Raw genomic sequence first — 15,814 nt, 5'->3', positions numbered from 1 at the left:
TCAAAACCGTTTAAGTGATAGTCTAGTTTAACATAAAACATCCTTTTCAATTGGTTTACTTTACCCATACTCCGATCATTTTTTTCATAAAAAAAGAGGTATAAGAATGTTGAATAATATCAATCATGGAGAACTTTTTACTCCTGAACAAGTTCTTGAAAACAGGGGCCGAGTTGCCATTTTTATCGATGGTTCTAATCTATTTTATGCCGCTTTACAATTGGGAATCGAAATAGATTACACCAAATTATTATGTCGTTTAACGGCTGGTTCTCGGTTGTTACGCTCCTTTTTCTATACAGGAGTAGATCGCACCAATGAGAAGCAACAAGGCTTTTTATTATGGATGCGACGCAATGGTTATCGTGTCATTGCTAAAGATTTAGTTCAACTTCCTGATGGCTCCAAAAAAGCTAATTTAGATGTAGAAATAGCCGTTGATATGATGGCTTTAGTGGGTTCTTATGATACCGCCGTTTTGGTGAGTGGAGATGGAGATTTAGCGTATGCGGTGGACTCCGTAAGTTATCGTGGGGTGCGGGTGGAAGTCGTGAGTTTGCGATCAATGACCAGTGACAGTTTAATTAATGTCGCGGATCGCTATATTGATTTAGAAATGATCAAAGAAGATATCCAAAAAACACCCCGCAGTCCCAACTACACCTACCGTCCCCTATCAGGAATTAGTTTAATAGATGGGCAAATTATAGAAGATTCTTAGAAGAATCACAGGAGTAAAAACTTACCTAGTTCCTAGTTTTTACTCCTCAATTTCTAAACTTTTGAACTCCTAAATTGTTATAACACTCGCAGCAATTGTTAGGACATAGATTGGTTCACTTTCTATCTATTCCCTGTTCCCTGTTCCCTGTTCCCTGTTATAAAATTAGATGCGGTTGTTACTCCTTTGGGTGATAATTTTAGTCGGAATTTCTGCCTGCGCCCCAAAAAACGTCGAACCAACTTCAACGGACGCTAAATCGAAGACTTCTAAAGAATTTGAACGGACATTAACCTTAGATGATGTTACGTTAGAACAAGCTGATGAACAAGGAAAATTACTCTGGAACATTAAAGCCAAACAAGTTAGTTATAGTAAAGACCAGAAAATGGCAACCGTGAAAAATCCGGTTGGAGAACTATATGATCAAGGGAAACTTCTATATAAAATTAAGGCAGATCAAGGAGAATTTGAACAGAATAGCAAACGAATTTTTCTACGCAATAATATTGTAGCAACTGATCCCAATACAGGCTTAGTTTTGAAGGGAAAAGAGTTAGAATGGATTGTCCAACAAAATATTATTGCGGTGCGGAATGGCGTTACAGGAGATCATGCTCAACTTCAAGCCATTGCTAAAGAAGTTCAGGTTTTTTATCGTCAAAAACGGGTAGAATTTTGGGATAAAGCCACGGTTAGTTCTAAAAATCCTGTTGTCAAGTTACAAAGTGATCATATTGTTTGGTTATGGGAACAACAACTATTAACCAGTAATTTAAAAACCCAAATTGAACGATATCAAAATCAAACCATTACAGACCGAGGGGTTGCAGAAACCGCCGAAATGAATTTAAAAACCCAAATTGCTACCCTCAGAAAAAATGCCCAAATTGCTTTATCTCAACCTCCGTTACAAATTTCCAGTAATGAATTACAATGGAATTATCAGAAACGTACCATTAGTTCCCCTCAATTTATTACCATTATTGAACGAGAACAACAAGTTACTGTGACCGCTAATCAAGGTTGGGGAGATTTAAAAGATAATATCTTTTATTTAACCGGAAATGTTGTTGGTATTGGCGCAAAACGTCAAGCACAACTCAATTCTAATTTACTGACTTGGTATGTTCCTCAACAGTCTTTTTCCGCCGAAGGAAATGTGGTCTATCGTCAAATTGATCCCCCGTTTAATTTAATGGGGGAAAAAGCCGTTGGTAAATTTGAGAATGATACCGTTGTTGTCAGTGGCGGGAATACAGGAACCCCTGTCGTTACGGAAATTGTACCGGAATAGCTAAATAGTTCTCATTGTCATTTGTTTATAAAATATGGCGATAGATATGTAACGGTAATTTTGTCCGTTTTTTAAAATCTAGAAAAGACTTATAACCCCCACGCTGTTGACGTTCTAAAACAATGATTTTAGCAGCATTGATGTTTAGTCCTAATTCAACTAATTCATCAATTGACAACACATTTAACCGTCGCCAGGAATGATGGATTTCTTTATTAATATCAAAACTGAATAAAATTAACGGTGCGATTCGTTGTAGCGTTGATTGAGGAATGCCAATTAATTCTGAAAGTTCTTCTAAACTCGTAAAATTGTAACCTTCCCGTTTCATTTCTTCTATTTGATTGGCATAAACAATCGGTAAATCTAATCCATGTACTAAATCATGTTTGGAGCAATTATTAATATCAATTTTATCTCGATGTTTAGCAATTAATTGGATGAGATGAGATTCGTTTGAACTCGATAAAGGATTATGAAAAGTTTTAGCTAAAAATTCTTTTCTCAGAGCGATCGCTGTTATAATTTGACCGATCCAAACTATGCCAGCAAAGGACGTATTTGATAAAATAAAAGCCGCAGCGACAAACCCTAACCCTGTATAAATCCAAGATTGAGTTTTGGTTTTATTTCCCGCATAGACAATGGCTAACCCACCTAATACAGGAAATAAAGACCAGTATAACCACTGCGGAACTTTCTGAAACCATCGAGATAGATTGGACACGTTTAATGTCACTCCTGTTGCTATTTACAGTTCATTTAATAATTTCCGGCGTTTTTCTTCATATTCTTCGGCGGTAATGGCATCTTGATCATAAAGTTTTTTCAGTTGAGAGAGTGCTACAGTAATATCCTGTGCAGAACGACTTCCATCTAAAACTGAGTAAGGAATACCTGGATTAAATTTAGCATTGAACGCTTGATCCGACATTAACAATAAACCTAGAAAATCAAAAAAGGCTAGAAATCCGGGAATAAAAGTCCAAGAAAACAATAAATAAAGAATTCCGCCTAAATTTTCCCCTAAATAAAACTTATGAACTCCAAATATCCCTAAAAAGAAAGCCAGTAACGCGGCTACGATTTTATTTTTCATTGAGTGATCTCCTGAAGGTCAAGGGTTAAAATTGTTAATGAGATTAAAATGAGTCGCAACTAAAGATCTTTATTCAGGTTCTGGCTTTTGGAAAGCCGACCCATGAGAAAATATAACAAAATGATAGCAGTTTGTAGTTCAAGGATTGTCAAATAGCCCTTAACAAAAAAGTTAACATCCCAAGTAGAATTGCAATAAAAAATTAGAATACCTAGCACAGTGTAGGGAAGAAAACGAAATCGACTCCAGAAGGGTCTGGGTTGATCGGTCTTAGCAGGAGTCATGTTAAATTTTCCATCCTCATGAGTCAGAACTCAAACCTTAATAAGATTCGTCAATACTCTATATAAGTTTAACACATCAAACTTGAACGATTCCTGATGATTGAGCCTGCAATTTTTCCTCAGTCTAACAATATATAGACCAGTCCTGTCTGGGGTATTAGGACATAGACTGATGCTAAAACCGCGCACAGAAAACTCTTTTCCAGCCTATTCCCTGTTCTCTGTTTCCTGTTCCCTATTCCCTGCTATACCTTTTTTTGTAAAAACTCGTATCCTGTGCTACACCATCTCTCAAAAGATTTGCTATCTTCATAGTAGGCATCTCCCTAGAGGAGAATGGACAATTTGTCAAACAGTTGTTACAGTTATTAATAATACTAGAGAACTGATAGGAGTCAACCATGAATCAACCCGCAGAACTATCTCTTGAGCAACAATTTAGCCTGACTTCCTTTAAGCTGCAAGTCGGTCAAATGAGCCGAGAACAGGCGCAGGAATTTTTAATCAATCTCTATGAACACATGATGGTGCGGGAAAATATGTATCAGCATTTTCTCAAACACCATTGGGGTCTGGAGCCTAATTTTGTACAAGAATAAAACCAGAAGGTGTCGCAGTCGGCGACCTCTATCTCTCACTTTTTTTCAAGGCGTGGGAACAAGTTAGGGGTAATGGGGCGTCAACCTGCTTCTTCAAGGTCAAGCTCTTGACTCAAGTTAGGTTAACTCACCCGTGAATGAGATTGAAATGGGAAACTAATCCTAAACGATGATTTATGATTTCCGTTCTAAAGTTGCTTCCATAACACTAATTAAATTCAGAGTATGTCCTGCCATGATTCCACTAGAATAATAATAATGGTTGAGATCAACTTGTCTGAGGGTTTCAAACCCATTGCGACGTTGGCGGTCATCTCCTAACACTCGATAACGTTGCACAATCGATTCAGGGCCAACTAAACCTTCCCCTTCAATTTTGCCCAATTGACTGTGCTGTAAAACAAACGTATATTCTCTTTCGTTACTGTCTAATCTTCCCCGATACTGTAAAACAATATCTTCTCGATCTTGGCTGGGAAATACTAATTTTGTCACCATACTGAACCAGTCGCTTTGAGGCCAAGCAACAACTGTTTTTCCGCGAACGGCTATCGGCATTTCATTGCGATCAAGCCAATTTCCTTCTAATAACCATTGACCAGATTCCATTAAAAATGTGTGAGCCACAGTCCCACCCTTATTCTTCGCAGCTAGACTGAAAATTTTTAACCGATAGAAAACACAGAACTTCTAGTTTGCGAGATTATATGTTATCTATTGAAGTTCTTTACTTTCATGGTATCACGTTGGGAGTAAAGACAGTATGAATTTCTCCCAGTAACACCTCAGAAACTGCCCCTGTTACTGAAGGTAAATTTCCAGGGATTCCTAACCAGCGCCAATAGGCTAAAACGGCAAACGTGATCGCTTCTTTAAAATCAGCATTTAAGCCTAGTTCAGAAGTGGAAAAAACAGGAATCGGATTAAACAAAGTCTGTAACCGATATTTCAAATAGCGGTTATGGCTTCCCCCCCCACACAATAAAATTTCATCGGGTAACTGGGGCAAAAATTGACAATAACTGTGATAAATTGAAGCAGCGGTTAATTCAGTTAATGTCGCTAAAACATCGGCTGCACTTAACTTATAGGGTTCTAGTTCCGTTAAACAGCGTTGCCAATAGTCCCAACCAAATAATTCTCGTCCCGTCGATTTTGGGGGCGGTTGTTGAAAAAAATCTTGCTGTAACCATTGTTCTACCAAAGGCAGACAAGGCGTTCCCGTCGCTGCCCAGGCTCCATCTTTGTCATAACTTTGAGTGCCTTGGGAAAAATATTGTACCGCTAAATCCAGTAACGTATTTCCCGGCCCGGTATCCCAACCTAAGATCGGGGTAGAGTTCAGTTTCGGTAAATAAGTAACATTGCCAATTCCCCCGATATTTTGAATACAGCGATGATATTGGGGATGACGCAGCAGATAAGCATCCAGAATGGGAACCAGAGGTGCTCCATGACCTCCGGCGGCAATATCCCCCACCCTAAAGTTACTCACCGTTGTGATCCCTGTTAAATGGGCAATGAGTTCCCCCCGTCCCAGTTGCAGACTGTAACCGAGTTGGGTGCTTTGGGGAGGACGATGAAACACCGTTTGTCCGTGGGAACCAATGAGATCGGCTGGTTGAGAAGACTGTTGTAAGGTCATGACAGCCTGAGCAAAGGTTCGGGCGATCGCATCATCCAATTGAGCTAATTCTGCCAGGGAGAGGGGGGTTCCACTGCACACCTGCAAAATTTGCGATCGCAACTCCGAAGGATAGGGATAAGTTGCTCCTGTCACGAATTCCACCGTCAGATCCCGTTGGCAACCCGTAATCTCAACTAGAGCGACATCAATCCCATCAACGGAGGTTCCACTGATCAAACCCATTACACGCATTATCAATTACCGGGGATTAACTCTCTACCGATCCAACCGCGACCACAATAACGGTAATATTGTCCCGCCCTTCCCGGTCTTTTGCTTCTTTGACTAAAGCCTTCGCTGCGGCTTCACAAGCTCGAATGGATTTGAGGTTAGCCGTGATGATTGTATCTGAAAGTTCTTCCGTCAACCCATCACTACACAACAACAAACGATCTCCCGGTTGTACATCCATCTGATCAATACTAATTTCCGAAAGATCTTCGCGTCCCAAACATTGAGACAGAACATGACGCCAAGGATGAGAACGAGCCTCATCAGCAGTTAAGGCATTACGTTTCACCGCTTGAGCCACCCAAGTTTGATCTTCTGTAATTTGTTGTAACTGATGTCCGCGCAAACGATATAAACGAGAATCTCCGACATTGGCAAACCAAGGGTTCTCCTGATCTTCTCGGAATAAGGCGACAACCGCCGTTGTTCCCATGTCGGAGCGTTCAGGATGTTTTTGTTGATCCTTTAAAATAGCGTTGTTGGCGGCGACAAACGCATTTTTGAGGAGAATTGGGGATTGATCAGAACTCTCCCAATGCTCAAGGATGTATTCTTTAATGGTTTGGGAGGCAATCAAACTCGCCTCCTGACCTCCGGCGTGTCCGCCCATGCCATCAGCAACAATGAAAAAACGGCCATCAGGATCAATATAGTAAGCATCTTGGTTGACGTTCCGAACATTGCCTGTATCCGTCATCCCAGCGAAATAACGTTTCATACACAAATATTGGTTGATATCTAAAACTCCCAAGCGGGTTTTATCCTAAAATTTTCCAATATCTGCTGATCAGGATGCGTTTAAAGAGGGCTAGGATCAATCAAAATCTCGGAGTCTAAACGGAATCGTTGATTTACATCATCCGATCCAAACGATCAATCCGTCGCAACAACCTTAAGAAAGCAATTCCTAGACCAACAGCTAAGAATAATACAACGAGAGCTAATCCCACCTTATCACTAATCAATAACAGTGTAGCTGATAGAGTGAAGGCACTGATCAGTACCGCGTAATTTGTCCCCATTTGGACATTACTCACCCGTCTTAATACCCGGTCGGTTTCCGCAAGACGAACCCGCATTCGGATATCTCCTTGTTCGAGTTTTTCCAAGGTATCTTCAATGCGTCCGGGTAAGCCTAACGCAGAAGAACTCACTTGAACCGCTTGGCGGCTGAGTTCATTAAAAATACTATTCGCGGTATTGGGAAGATTTCCATTAGACATAAGCTGCATGGCAAACGGCTGTGCCACCTCCATAAAGTTAAATTCCGGGTCGAGTCCTTTTCCGACGCCTTCTAAGGTCGAGAAAGCCCGCATTACAAAGGTAAAGGTTGCGGGAAATCGAAAGGGTTGGTCATAAGCAATTTCATAAAGATCATCACTAATGGAAGCAATAGATTGATTTTCAAAGGGTTGATCCATAAAGTGATCTAACATATATTGAATCGACCGACGCACCGGCCCCATATCCCCTGTGGGTGCGAGTGCTCCGACCGCAATCAAAGATTTCATCACCCGATCCCCATCTTTTTGAGTAATCCCAAATAGGGTTTCCATGAGTTTTTCTCGCAGATTGGACGTAATTTGTCCCATCATGCCAAAATCATAAAAAATCAGTTCGCCACCGGGACTGACCGCAATATTTCCGGGGTGGGGATCGGCATGGAAAAAGCCATGATTTAGGAGTTGTTGTAAATAAGCTTTAGCTCCCATTTGGGCAAGTTCTTTGCGATCAAGTCCTGATGCTTCCAAGGCTTCATAATTGCTAATTTTAATCCCTGGAATATATTCTAAGGTCAGAACTCTAGGGGAGGTATATTGCCAAGAAACTCGGGGTACTTTTACCCAATCACAATCGCGGAAATTACGGCGGAATGTATCGGCATTTCGGCCTTCATTGAGGTAATCAATTTCTAACCATAAAATCCGGCAACATTCATCATAAATACCGACCCAATCTCGACCTTTTCCCCAACGAGGATGATTTTGGAAGTAGCGAGCAATTCCTCGCAGAATCGCTAAATCAATTTCAAATAATTTTTTCAGTCCAGGGCGCTGAACTTTAACAACAACGTCTGCACCGGAATGCAGTTGGGCTTTGTGAACTTGACCCAAACTCGCTGCTGCTAAGGGAATCGGATCAAAATTTTGGAATAAATCTTGAACGGTTTTACCGAGATCTTCTAGGATAATTTCTTCGGCTTGTTCATAGCTGAAGGCGGGAACTTTATCTTGGAGTTTTGAGAGTTCTTCTACATATTCGATGGGAAATAAATCGGCACGGGTAGAAAAGAGTTGTCCAACTTTAATAAATGTTGGCCCTAAATCTAAAAAGGTTTCCCTCACCCATATCGCTTGTGCTCGACGACGAGCATTTTTTTTCTCTTCGGTAAAACCGCCCCGGTAACTCCATTTTTTAGCATCGATCCACAACCAAGTTAACCACGTCAATACAAACGTCCAAATATCAATAAAACGTCGTTGACGAGAATAATTTTTGCGGTTCCAACGATAAGCTTTTCCTCCATAATTCTGACGGAGGGGAGTTACAGAAGGCGGATTAATCCGTTGTTCCGCATCGGAACCCCGAATTGAGTGATTAACAGACACGACCGTTTCCAAAATGAAGTTGACCCAATAAGTGCGTGTTTTTACTACAACAGAGTTTACACGGTACGATTGCGATAGCGTTGGAGTTCAGATCGTAATTCCGCCACTTCCGCCCGTAGTTCGTCAATGGTGGCTTGCAAATCTACAGGTTCACCGTTGGAGGATGGGGAGTTAAAGGGGGAGGAACTATCACTGACAACAGTTCCGGCTTCTTGGGAGGCGCGTTCCATCACCTGTTGGGTAAATTGTCGCAGATTTTCTTTCTGCTCGGCGTCAAATTTCCCCAGTTCACTCAGGAAGTTTGCCAGACCATTTCCCAGTTGTTCGTACAGTCCTTCAGCTAAGGCGCGGCCGACAAAAAACGAATTCACGGCGGGTTTACTCATAAAACTTATAGTTTTGCTAACTATTAGGGGTCGAGGGGGGCTTTACAACCCCCAACTCCCATTCAGAACCGTGCTTGCGACTTTCATCGCACACGGCTCCTAGTCTAATTGTCTGTTATCATCAGAACATCCGGTTTCTTTTGGGTTGTACGACCCATCGGTTGCCGTTTTAGTATCGTGACAATGGCGATGTAATAATTGCAGATTTTTATATTCATCTTTACCGCCTAGTGACGTGGGGATGATATGGTCGATCTCTGCAATATCTTCTGGGGTAAAATATTGTCCACAGAAATTGCATTTGCCTTTTTGCTTTTTGAGCAAAATTGCTACTCGTTTTGGGACATCATAAGATGTTCCTTTTCTTGTACTCCAATACATCCAGTTTCCGTCATACGGTGATGCTTCAGGTCTTACAGTTACATGACGAGTAATAGGTGTTTCTGCATGGGTAAGTAATCTGTAACCTTTTTGGGTTTCAAAATTCCATGTTCTATTACCGTTCTTTTTGAAATAATGTTTCAGATTTTTGTAACCTGCTTTACCACATCGGCTAACTGTCCATGCTCTTAATCTCAGCCATGTATTATGGTCTAAAAAGGAAAATGTTTCTTTGGAAACAGCTTTGGAATGGTAGTTACACCATCCTCTTATGACTGGATTTAGGCGTTTGATTAATGCGTATTGAGGTGCAGTTTTGTGGGTTTTAATCACTTCTTTCACTTTATCCGCGTGAGCTTTAATTGCCTTTTTACTAGGTTTAATTAGGGTTTTAAATCCTAATTGTTTGGTGTTTCCTCCTGTTGTACCACAATGGTGTTTACCAACTGGATATTGTCGGAAATTCCAACCTAGAAAATCGAATCCTGGTTGTACCTTTTCGTCTTTTACTTCGATTTCTCTCAGTGTGTGACAGATTCGGGTTTTAGTTGGTTTCAGTTCTAACCCGATGGGTTTTAACCATTCTTCGATAGCAATTTGGCACTGTTGTATGATTTCTAATTGTGGACTTATCACCACGAAATCATCGGCATATCTGATGACTTGAGCTTGAACGCGGTTATTCTTTTTAGGGAATTTGTGTTTAATTAACTCAATCATTCCATCCAGTGCGATGTTAGCAAGTAAAGGACTGATGACCCCCCCCTGCGGAGTGCCTGCCTCTGTTGCTTCAAATATGCCATTGTCCATTACTCCAGCTTTTAACCATTGTCTGATTTGAGCTTTTATTATTGATGGACAATCAATTTTGGACAGTAGGTAATCATGATTAATCTGGTCAAAACACTTTGAGATGTCAGCATCTAAGATGTAATATTCACCTTTGTTGATGCTTTGGAAGATTCGTGACATTGCGTCATGGGCTGAACGTCCGGGTCTAAACCCGTAACTTTCACCCTCGAATCTGGCTTCCCATTGAGGTTCTAATGCAGATTTCACCAAGGCTTGCCTGACTCTATCTTGTAGAGTTGGGATTCCTAAAGGACGTTTTTCTCCGTTAGGTTTGGGTATCCATTTTCTTCGGAGTGGTTTCGCCTTTTGGTATTTACTCAGGTTTTGAGCAAGTTCTAGTCGTTGCTTGGGTGTGATGGATTTAATGCCATCAACCCCGGCTGTTTTCTTGCCCTGATTATCTTGAGTAACCCTTCTGATTGCTAAGAGTTTGGCGTAATATGACTTAACTAGAAGTTTTTGGAGCTTTCGAGCTTTCGCATTTTGTCCCGATAATGATGCTTGGTAAATTCTCTTTTGCAGCTTAAATACTACCCGTTGGACTTTCGCCCAATTGATAGAATTCCATGCTTCCGTAGTCTTGGTTATACTCGTTTTCACCGTTTTTACTGCTAATTGAAACCTTACCTAACAACTAAACCGGAATCTATCAGCGTATCCTAAATATTACATCTAGGCTTTAGCTTCTGACTCCATCTCTCACCCTCACAACATCCGCCATAGATTTGTGGCTACCTAACAGTATTCGACCACTGTAGGAGTATATGAGGGGTTTTAACGTTCCTTGAAAATGGGTTTATTGCCTTTAGAATCATCCTATCTGCCGGGGTACTTTTGGGAGTCTAAGTAAGTGTTATACGGAATTAACCTTACCTTTTATAGAGGGTTTGTTGAGCCCCCTACCTTTTCCCCTTGTTCTTTTGAACGCAGCGTAATCAAGTCAATTTCGCTACTTAATTTTTACGACAGTTCAAGCCGGATGTTTACTTTCGTTATTCTTGGGCAATTGGCTAGAGAAATTCTTAGATTTTGACTTAAATCCGTTTTCCCGTTACTCCCAGCTTCAGTGTTTTGATAATCAGTCTGACACTGTGGGAATTGCCGAATCTCTTTGGAATAGGCTACCGTACTTTATTATTCGGAAAGCCGCACCATTGACTCCGAGATTGACCTTCCTTTAAGGTCACATTTTCAAAGTTAAGATAGATTTAATTGGATTTACTATTGATTTAGCATCAATTACCAATTGTCTGAACCTATCTCCCTGCTTACGTTTCGGTGTTTAAACCTAAACTTTGGCAGGAACGTCTCGCACTCCGTAACAAATTATAACCCGCCTTTCTCATCTTCGGCTTCTATCCAGGCAGAAATACTTCTGTAGAAACTTTGTATGTAGTGGAGGTTTGGAGTCTGATTCCCCTGATGGCCCTCTAGGTTGTCCTTGTCTTTGTTCCCCAAGAGTTGATCCTCACCCAAAGCCCCGGAAAGGTTATGATTAACAAACTGATCCCTGATTCGGTGTTAACCCAGTAAGAAATTGTTAGCGTTAATTTGAGTCGAATTAACTCCTAATAATTGAGCCAATACTTGTTGAGTTGAAGCTAATTTGATTAAAGTATTGGTATTATCTTGACTTAAGGTTAACTGTTCAAAGCTTAATCCTCCGGTTAAGACGATCAAATCTTCTCCAGGGATAAAGTCAGTCAACACATCATTACCTGAACTGGCGGCTATATAGAACTGGTCTGCACCGACACCTCCGGTCAAGGTATCATCCCCATTATCTCCCGATAACAGGTCATTATCCGCACCACCGGACAGGTTATCATTGTCTTGACCACCATAGAGACTGTCATTCCCCTCATTGCCTTCTAGGTTGTCATTGCCTTTGTTACCAAAAATTTGATCCTGACCTAAACCCCCGGAGAGGTTATCATTGTCTTGACCGCCATAGAGGAGATCTTGATCATCACCTCCATTCAGTTGATCATCATTTTGATTGCCGAATAGGGTATCATTGCCTTGCTCCCCATTAATCCCATCATTACCGCCATTCCCAAAGACTATATCATCCCCGATTCCGACGCTAATCGGATCATTCCCAGCCGTTCCATAAATTGTATCATTATTTGTATTTGGAGTTGGGGTTGGGGTTGGGGTTGGGGTGATACTGGAAGAAAGGGTCGCCTTATAAATTTCATCATCATTCCCATCCCGACCATGCCAAGCTATATTATTCCCTGATATTTTGGGAAACTCATCAACCTCAGTATTATTAGTTAATTGAATGGTATTAGTCCCATCGTAAGCGTAAATTTCATAATCATTCCCATCCCAACTATTCCAAACGGCATTATTCCCTGATATAAAGGGATAATCATCAGCCTCAGTATTATTGGTTAATGGAACGGTATTAATCCCATTGTAAAGATAAATTTCCCAATCATTCCCATCCCAACCTTGCCAAACGACATTATTCCCTGATATTTGGGGATGCCCATCATCATTACTATTATTGGTCAACTGAATGGTATCAGTACCATTGTAAAGATAAACTTCATCATCATTCCCATCCGAAGCCTGCCAAACGACATTATTCCCTGATATTTGGGGATTTACTTCCTCAGAGTCATTATTAGTCAGTTGAATGGTATTAACCCCATTGTAAAGATAAATTTCATAATCAGTCCCATCCCAACCAGACCAAATGACATTATTACCTGATATTCTTGGATCACGTACTTCTTTATATATATTTAGTTCCTCAGAGTCATTCTTAGGCAGTTGAATGACATTAGCCCCATTGTAAAGATAAATTTCATTGCCGCTTGGCCAGACGACATTATTACCGGATATTTCAGGATTGCCGTTATAATTTGTGTTATACGGATTATCACTCAATTCAATTGTGGTGCTGCCATTATATAAGTAAATACTTGAAACCCCAGATAATCCCCCTTCTCTCCAGACGATATTATCACCTGAAATTTTTACATATTTACCGCCAAAAGAACTATCCGTGAGGGGAATAATGTTAGTACCATCATGGTAGTAAACTTGATAGGTAGAGCCATCCCAATGAGACCAAGCTACCTGATTCCCTGAAATGCTTAGACCCTCATCATCAGCGTTATTATTAGTCAATTGAAGCGTTGTAAAACTAGACATCTTCTTACTCCTTCATTCATTGTTAGCACTGGTTGATTTTTGGTACGACAGGCAAACAATAAAAACCAAATTGATATCATCCACAGGATGATCTCGTAGGACAAATTTATTGGGCAAGTTGTCCCCTATGATTAACAGGAGAAAACAGTAAAAGAGATCAGATGTGGAGATAGGATTACCTGTTATTAGTTAATAATAACATTAAAGTAATAACACAAGTTGCTAGTTACAAATCTTATGATTTTGAACCCTCCTAAGCTAATAACAAGCAACTTATATTCCATCTTTAAATGTTTGCTACACATCCGTATTGTGTAGAGACGCGCCATGGCGCGTCTCTACCGATGGCGCGTCTCTACCGATGGCGCGTCTCTACCGATGGCGCGTCTCTACCGATGGCGCGTCTCTACCGATGGCGCGTCTCTACCGATGGCGCGTCTCTACCGATGGCGCGTCTCTACCGATGGCGCGTCTCTACCGATGGCGCGTCTCTACCGATGGCGCGTCTCTACCGATGGCGCGTCTCTACCGATGCAACGTCTCTACCGATGCAACGTCTCTAGGGGTTTAGGGAGCATAAGTAGCACCGATTTCAGGATTTCATATTAGATTAATAAAGAATCAGGAATTAATCAGAATTTTGGAGATTTTGAGATCACCATAGTCCAACCCACTTAGTCGGGATTAATTCCTAATGCTCTGAGTTGTTCGGCTAAACGTTCGGCCCGTTGACGTTCGGTTTCAGCCCGTTGACGTTCGGTTTCCGCTAAGGTTTGAGCTTGGAGTGCAGCTTCTTCTGGAGTGGGAATTAATTCACCTTCTGGACTAAAATAACGCAATTGATTGTTATAAATTCCCAAATATAACCCTAATACATGACTCCATAATAACCCTGATTCATTCATTAAAATCGGTTGATATTCTTCACCGCTTAAGCGAAATCCTGCTAACTCTAAATCTTCTGGAGAAAACCAGAAATATTCTGGGGTTCTAAACCGATTTTGATATAGGTTTTTCTTTTCTTGTCGATCAACTTTAGCGGTAGAATCTGACAGTAATTCGATAATAATATCAGGATATTTCCCATCTTCTTGCCAAACGACCCAAGACCGACGAGGACGTTTAACCGTATTTTTAGCTACAAAAAAATCCGGCCCTCTGAATTCTCGATTTTTGAGTTGTTGTTGACTATAATAGATGGTTAAATTAGCTCCAATAAAATAATCCTCTCGATCTCGCCAGAGCCAATCTAAACCAGCGACTAACAAGGCTAATTGTAAATAATGTAAAGAACTTTCCATCTCCGGTTCATCACTTTCTAGTTGACTGGTATCTGGCATTAAATCTGCGATTTGTTGAGCGGTTAGTGCCATTAGGTTTATCTCCATTAAAGAGGGAACAGGGAATTACGAATTACGAATTACGAATTACGAATTACGAATGGGCAATCTTGCTATAGGGTTAATACTTTTGACTATTTTATATCAAGTTTAAATGATTATATTATATAACTAATGCTCAAACCCTGGGGGTGTGTTCTTCTTTTTTTTTCTGTTCCCGATTTCCTGGGAAGCACTGAGCTTGTCGAAGTGTTCCCGATTCCCTCCTATCATTACATTTTTTTCCAGAAATTCAATAATTTTATCCGATACATCAATTCCAGTAATCATCTCAATGCCTTCAAGTCCGGGGGATGAATTAACTTCTAAAACCAAAGGGCCTTTATCAGATCGAATCATATCGACTCCTGCTACTTTTAATCCCATCACTTTTGCTGATTTAATAGCCATATTGCGTTCTTCGGTCGTTAATTTAACATTTTCTGCTTTCCCACCTCGATGCAAATTAGCCCGAAATTCTCCAGGGTTACTCAAGCGTTTCATGGCTGCAATCACTTTATCTCCAATCACAAAACAGCGCAAATCAGAACCCTCTGCCTCATGAATAAATTCCTGAACTAAAATATCAATATTTAATCCTTGGAACGCTTCAATAATTGATTTAGCAGATTGATAAGTATCCGCTAAAATTACTCCCATTCCTTGAGTTCCTTCTAACAATTTAATAATTAAAGGTGCTCCTCCAACCAGGTTAATTAAACTATCAATATCTTTTAAAGACGTTGCAAATCCGGTTTTCGGTAATTTAACTCCTTCCTGGGCTAATGCTTGCAACGCATTCAATTTATCACGGGAACGAGTAATACCTTGGGATTGATTTAAGGTAAACATTCCCATTAGTTCAAATTGACGGACAATTACGGTTCCATAAAAGGTTTTTGATGCCCCAATTCGAGGAATAACTGCATCAAATTTTCCTAAAGGTTTTCCTTCGTAAATAATTGCAGGATTTTTAGAATTAAGCGAAATATGACATCTTAAATAATCAATAATCTGTATCTCATGACCCCGTTGTTCCCCAGCTTGTCTAAGTCTTCTAGTCGAATACAGGGAACTATCTTGGGATAAGATCGCAATTTTCATAACAAAAAATTAGTCTT

14 protein-coding genes are annotated in these 15,814 nt (G+C 40.5%); 3 read left to right on the top strand and 11 right to left on the bottom strand.

The window, feature by feature from the left end:
• The first annotated feature begins 106 nt into the window (after positions 1-106).
• A complete protein-coding gene (locus NMK36_RS21775; RefSeq protein WP_072718487.1) occupies positions 107-721 on the top strand; it encodes a LabA-like NYN domain-containing protein in 615 nt (204 codons plus the stop codon).
• A 169-nt stretch (positions 722-890) separates the two neighbouring features.
• Complete coding sequence (gene lptC, locus NMK36_RS21770; RefSeq protein WP_072718488.1) at positions 891-2,018, top strand: LPS export ABC transporter periplasmic protein LptC; 1,128 nt, start codon at positions 891-893, stop codon at positions 2,016-2,018.
• A 25-nt stretch (positions 2,019-2,043) separates the two neighbouring features.
• On the opposite strand, the gene NMK36_RS21765 is transcribed toward lptC, so the two are convergent.
• Both NMK36_RS21765 and NMK36_RS21760 read right to left on the bottom strand, forming a co-directional pair.
• Entirely contained in the window at positions 2,044-2,745 is a 702-nt protein-coding gene (locus NMK36_RS21765; protein WP_072718489.1) for a helix-hairpin-helix domain-containing protein, read from the bottom strand.
• Positions 2,746-2,769: 24 nt separating this feature from the next.
• Positions 2,770-3,117: an NINE protein gene (locus tag NMK36_RS21760; protein ID WP_072718490.1), complete on the bottom strand. Its 348-nt coding sequence runs from the start codon at positions 3,115-3,117 to the stop codon at positions 2,770-2,772.
• A gap of 685 nt (positions 3,118-3,802) precedes the next feature.
• Between NMK36_RS21760 and NMK36_RS21755 the strand changes: the two genes are divergently transcribed.
• Positions 3,803-4,000 (top strand): NblA/ycf18 family protein, encoded by a 198-nt coding sequence (locus tag NMK36_RS21755; RefSeq protein WP_072718492.1) that lies wholly within the window; start codon positions 3,803-3,805, stop codon positions 3,998-4,000.
• Positions 4,001-4,174: 174 nt separating this feature from the next.
• On the opposite strand, the gene NMK36_RS21750 is transcribed toward NMK36_RS21755, so the two are convergent.
• The 9 genes from NMK36_RS21750 to rimK form a co-directional block, all read right to left on the bottom strand.
• Positions 4,175-4,627, bottom strand: coding sequence for a hypothetical protein (locus NMK36_RS21750; protein WP_186440320.1), 453 nt, complete (start codon positions 4,625-4,627; stop codon positions 4,175-4,177).
• A gap of 106 nt (positions 4,628-4,733) precedes the next feature.
• A complete protein-coding gene (locus NMK36_RS21745; protein WP_222425225.1) occupies positions 4,734-5,882 on the bottom strand; it encodes an anhydro-N-acetylmuramic acid kinase in 1,149 nt (382 codons plus the stop codon).
• A 13-nt stretch (positions 5,883-5,895) separates the two neighbouring features.
• Entirely contained in the window at positions 5,896-6,636 is a 741-nt protein-coding gene (locus NMK36_RS21740) for a PP2C family protein-serine/threonine phosphatase (protein WP_072718495.1), read from the bottom strand.
• A gap of 133 nt (positions 6,637-6,769) precedes the next feature.
• On the bottom strand, positions 6,770-8,482 hold the full coding sequence (locus NMK36_RS21735) for an ABC1 kinase family protein (protein ID WP_245824224.1): 1,713 nt from the start codon (positions 8,480-8,482) through the stop codon (positions 6,770-6,772).
• A 101-nt stretch (positions 8,483-8,583) separates the two neighbouring features.
• Positions 8,584-8,913, bottom strand: a complete 330-nt coding sequence (locus tag NMK36_RS21730) for a DUF6825 family protein (RefSeq protein WP_072718496.1) — start codon at positions 8,911-8,913, stop codon at positions 8,584-8,586.
• A 99-nt stretch (positions 8,914-9,012) separates the two neighbouring features.
• The gene (gene ltrA / locus NMK36_RS21725) at positions 9,013-10,746 is read right to left on the bottom strand and encodes a group II intron reverse transcriptase/maturase (RefSeq protein ID WP_254173905.1); all 1,734 of its coding nucleotides are present in this window, start codon (positions 10,744-10,746) and stop codon (positions 9,013-9,015) included.
• Between the two features lie 921 nt (positions 10,747-11,667).
• Positions 11,668-13,314 carry a hypothetical protein gene (locus NMK36_RS21720; protein WP_254174596.1) on the bottom strand — a complete coding sequence of 549 codons (1,647 nt, stop codon included), beginning with the start codon at positions 13,312-13,314 and terminating at the stop codon, positions 11,668-11,670.
• A gap of 674 nt (positions 13,315-13,988) precedes the next feature.
• Positions 13,989-14,687, bottom strand: coding sequence for a Uma2 family endonuclease (locus NMK36_RS21715; protein WP_254174595.1), 699 nt, complete (start codon positions 14,685-14,687; stop codon positions 13,989-13,991).
• A gap of 138 nt (positions 14,688-14,825) precedes the next feature.
• Positions 14,826-15,797: a 30S ribosomal protein S6--L-glutamate ligase gene (rimK, locus tag NMK36_RS21710; protein ID WP_083579938.1), complete on the bottom strand. Its 972-nt coding sequence runs from the start codon at positions 15,795-15,797 to the stop codon at positions 14,826-14,828.
• Positions 15,798-15,814 lie beyond the last annotated feature (17 nt).

Source organism: Planktothrix pseudagardhii (genome assembly GCF_904830925.1).
GTDB classification, from domain to species: Bacteria; Cyanobacteriota; Cyanobacteriia; order Cyanobacteriales; family Microcoleaceae; genus Planktothrix; species Planktothrix tepida.
Note: the sequence above shows the minus strand (reverse complement) of the source record. Positions and strands in the feature narration are given on the sequence as shown.

Coding starts and splice junctions, on each gene's coding strand:
- NMK36_RS21730 (WP_072718496.1), bottom strand. CDS start 8,913: ATGAGTAAACCCGCCGTGAATTCGTTTTTTGTCGGCCGCGCCTTAGCT.
- NMK36_RS21740 (WP_072718495.1), bottom strand. CDS start 6,636: ATGAAACGTTATTTCGCTGGGATGACGGATACAGGCAATGTTCGGAAC.
- NMK36_RS21760 (WP_072718490.1), bottom strand. CDS start 3,117: ATGAAAAATAAAATCGTAGCCGCGTTACTGGCTTTCTTTTTAGGGATA.
- NMK36_RS21720 (WP_254174596.1), bottom strand. CDS start 13,314: ATGTCTAGTTTTACAACGCTTCAATTGACTAATAATAACGCTGATGAT.
- NMK36_RS21715 (WP_254174595.1), bottom strand. CDS start 14,687: ATGGCACTAACCGCTCAACAAATCGCAGATTTAATGCCAGATACCAGT.
- lptC (WP_072718488.1), top strand. CDS start 891: ATGCGGTTGTTACTCCTTTGGGTGATAATTTTAGTCGGAATTTCTGCC.
- NMK36_RS21755 (WP_072718492.1), top strand. CDS start 3,803: ATGAATCAACCCGCAGAACTATCTCTTGAGCAACAATTTAGCCTGACT.
- rimK (WP_083579938.1), bottom strand. CDS start 15,797: ATGAAAATTGCGATCTTATCCCAAGATAGTTCCCTGTATTCGACTAGA.
- NMK36_RS21775 (WP_072718487.1), top strand. CDS start 107: ATGTTGAATAATATCAATCATGGAGAACTTTTTACTCCTGAACAAGTT.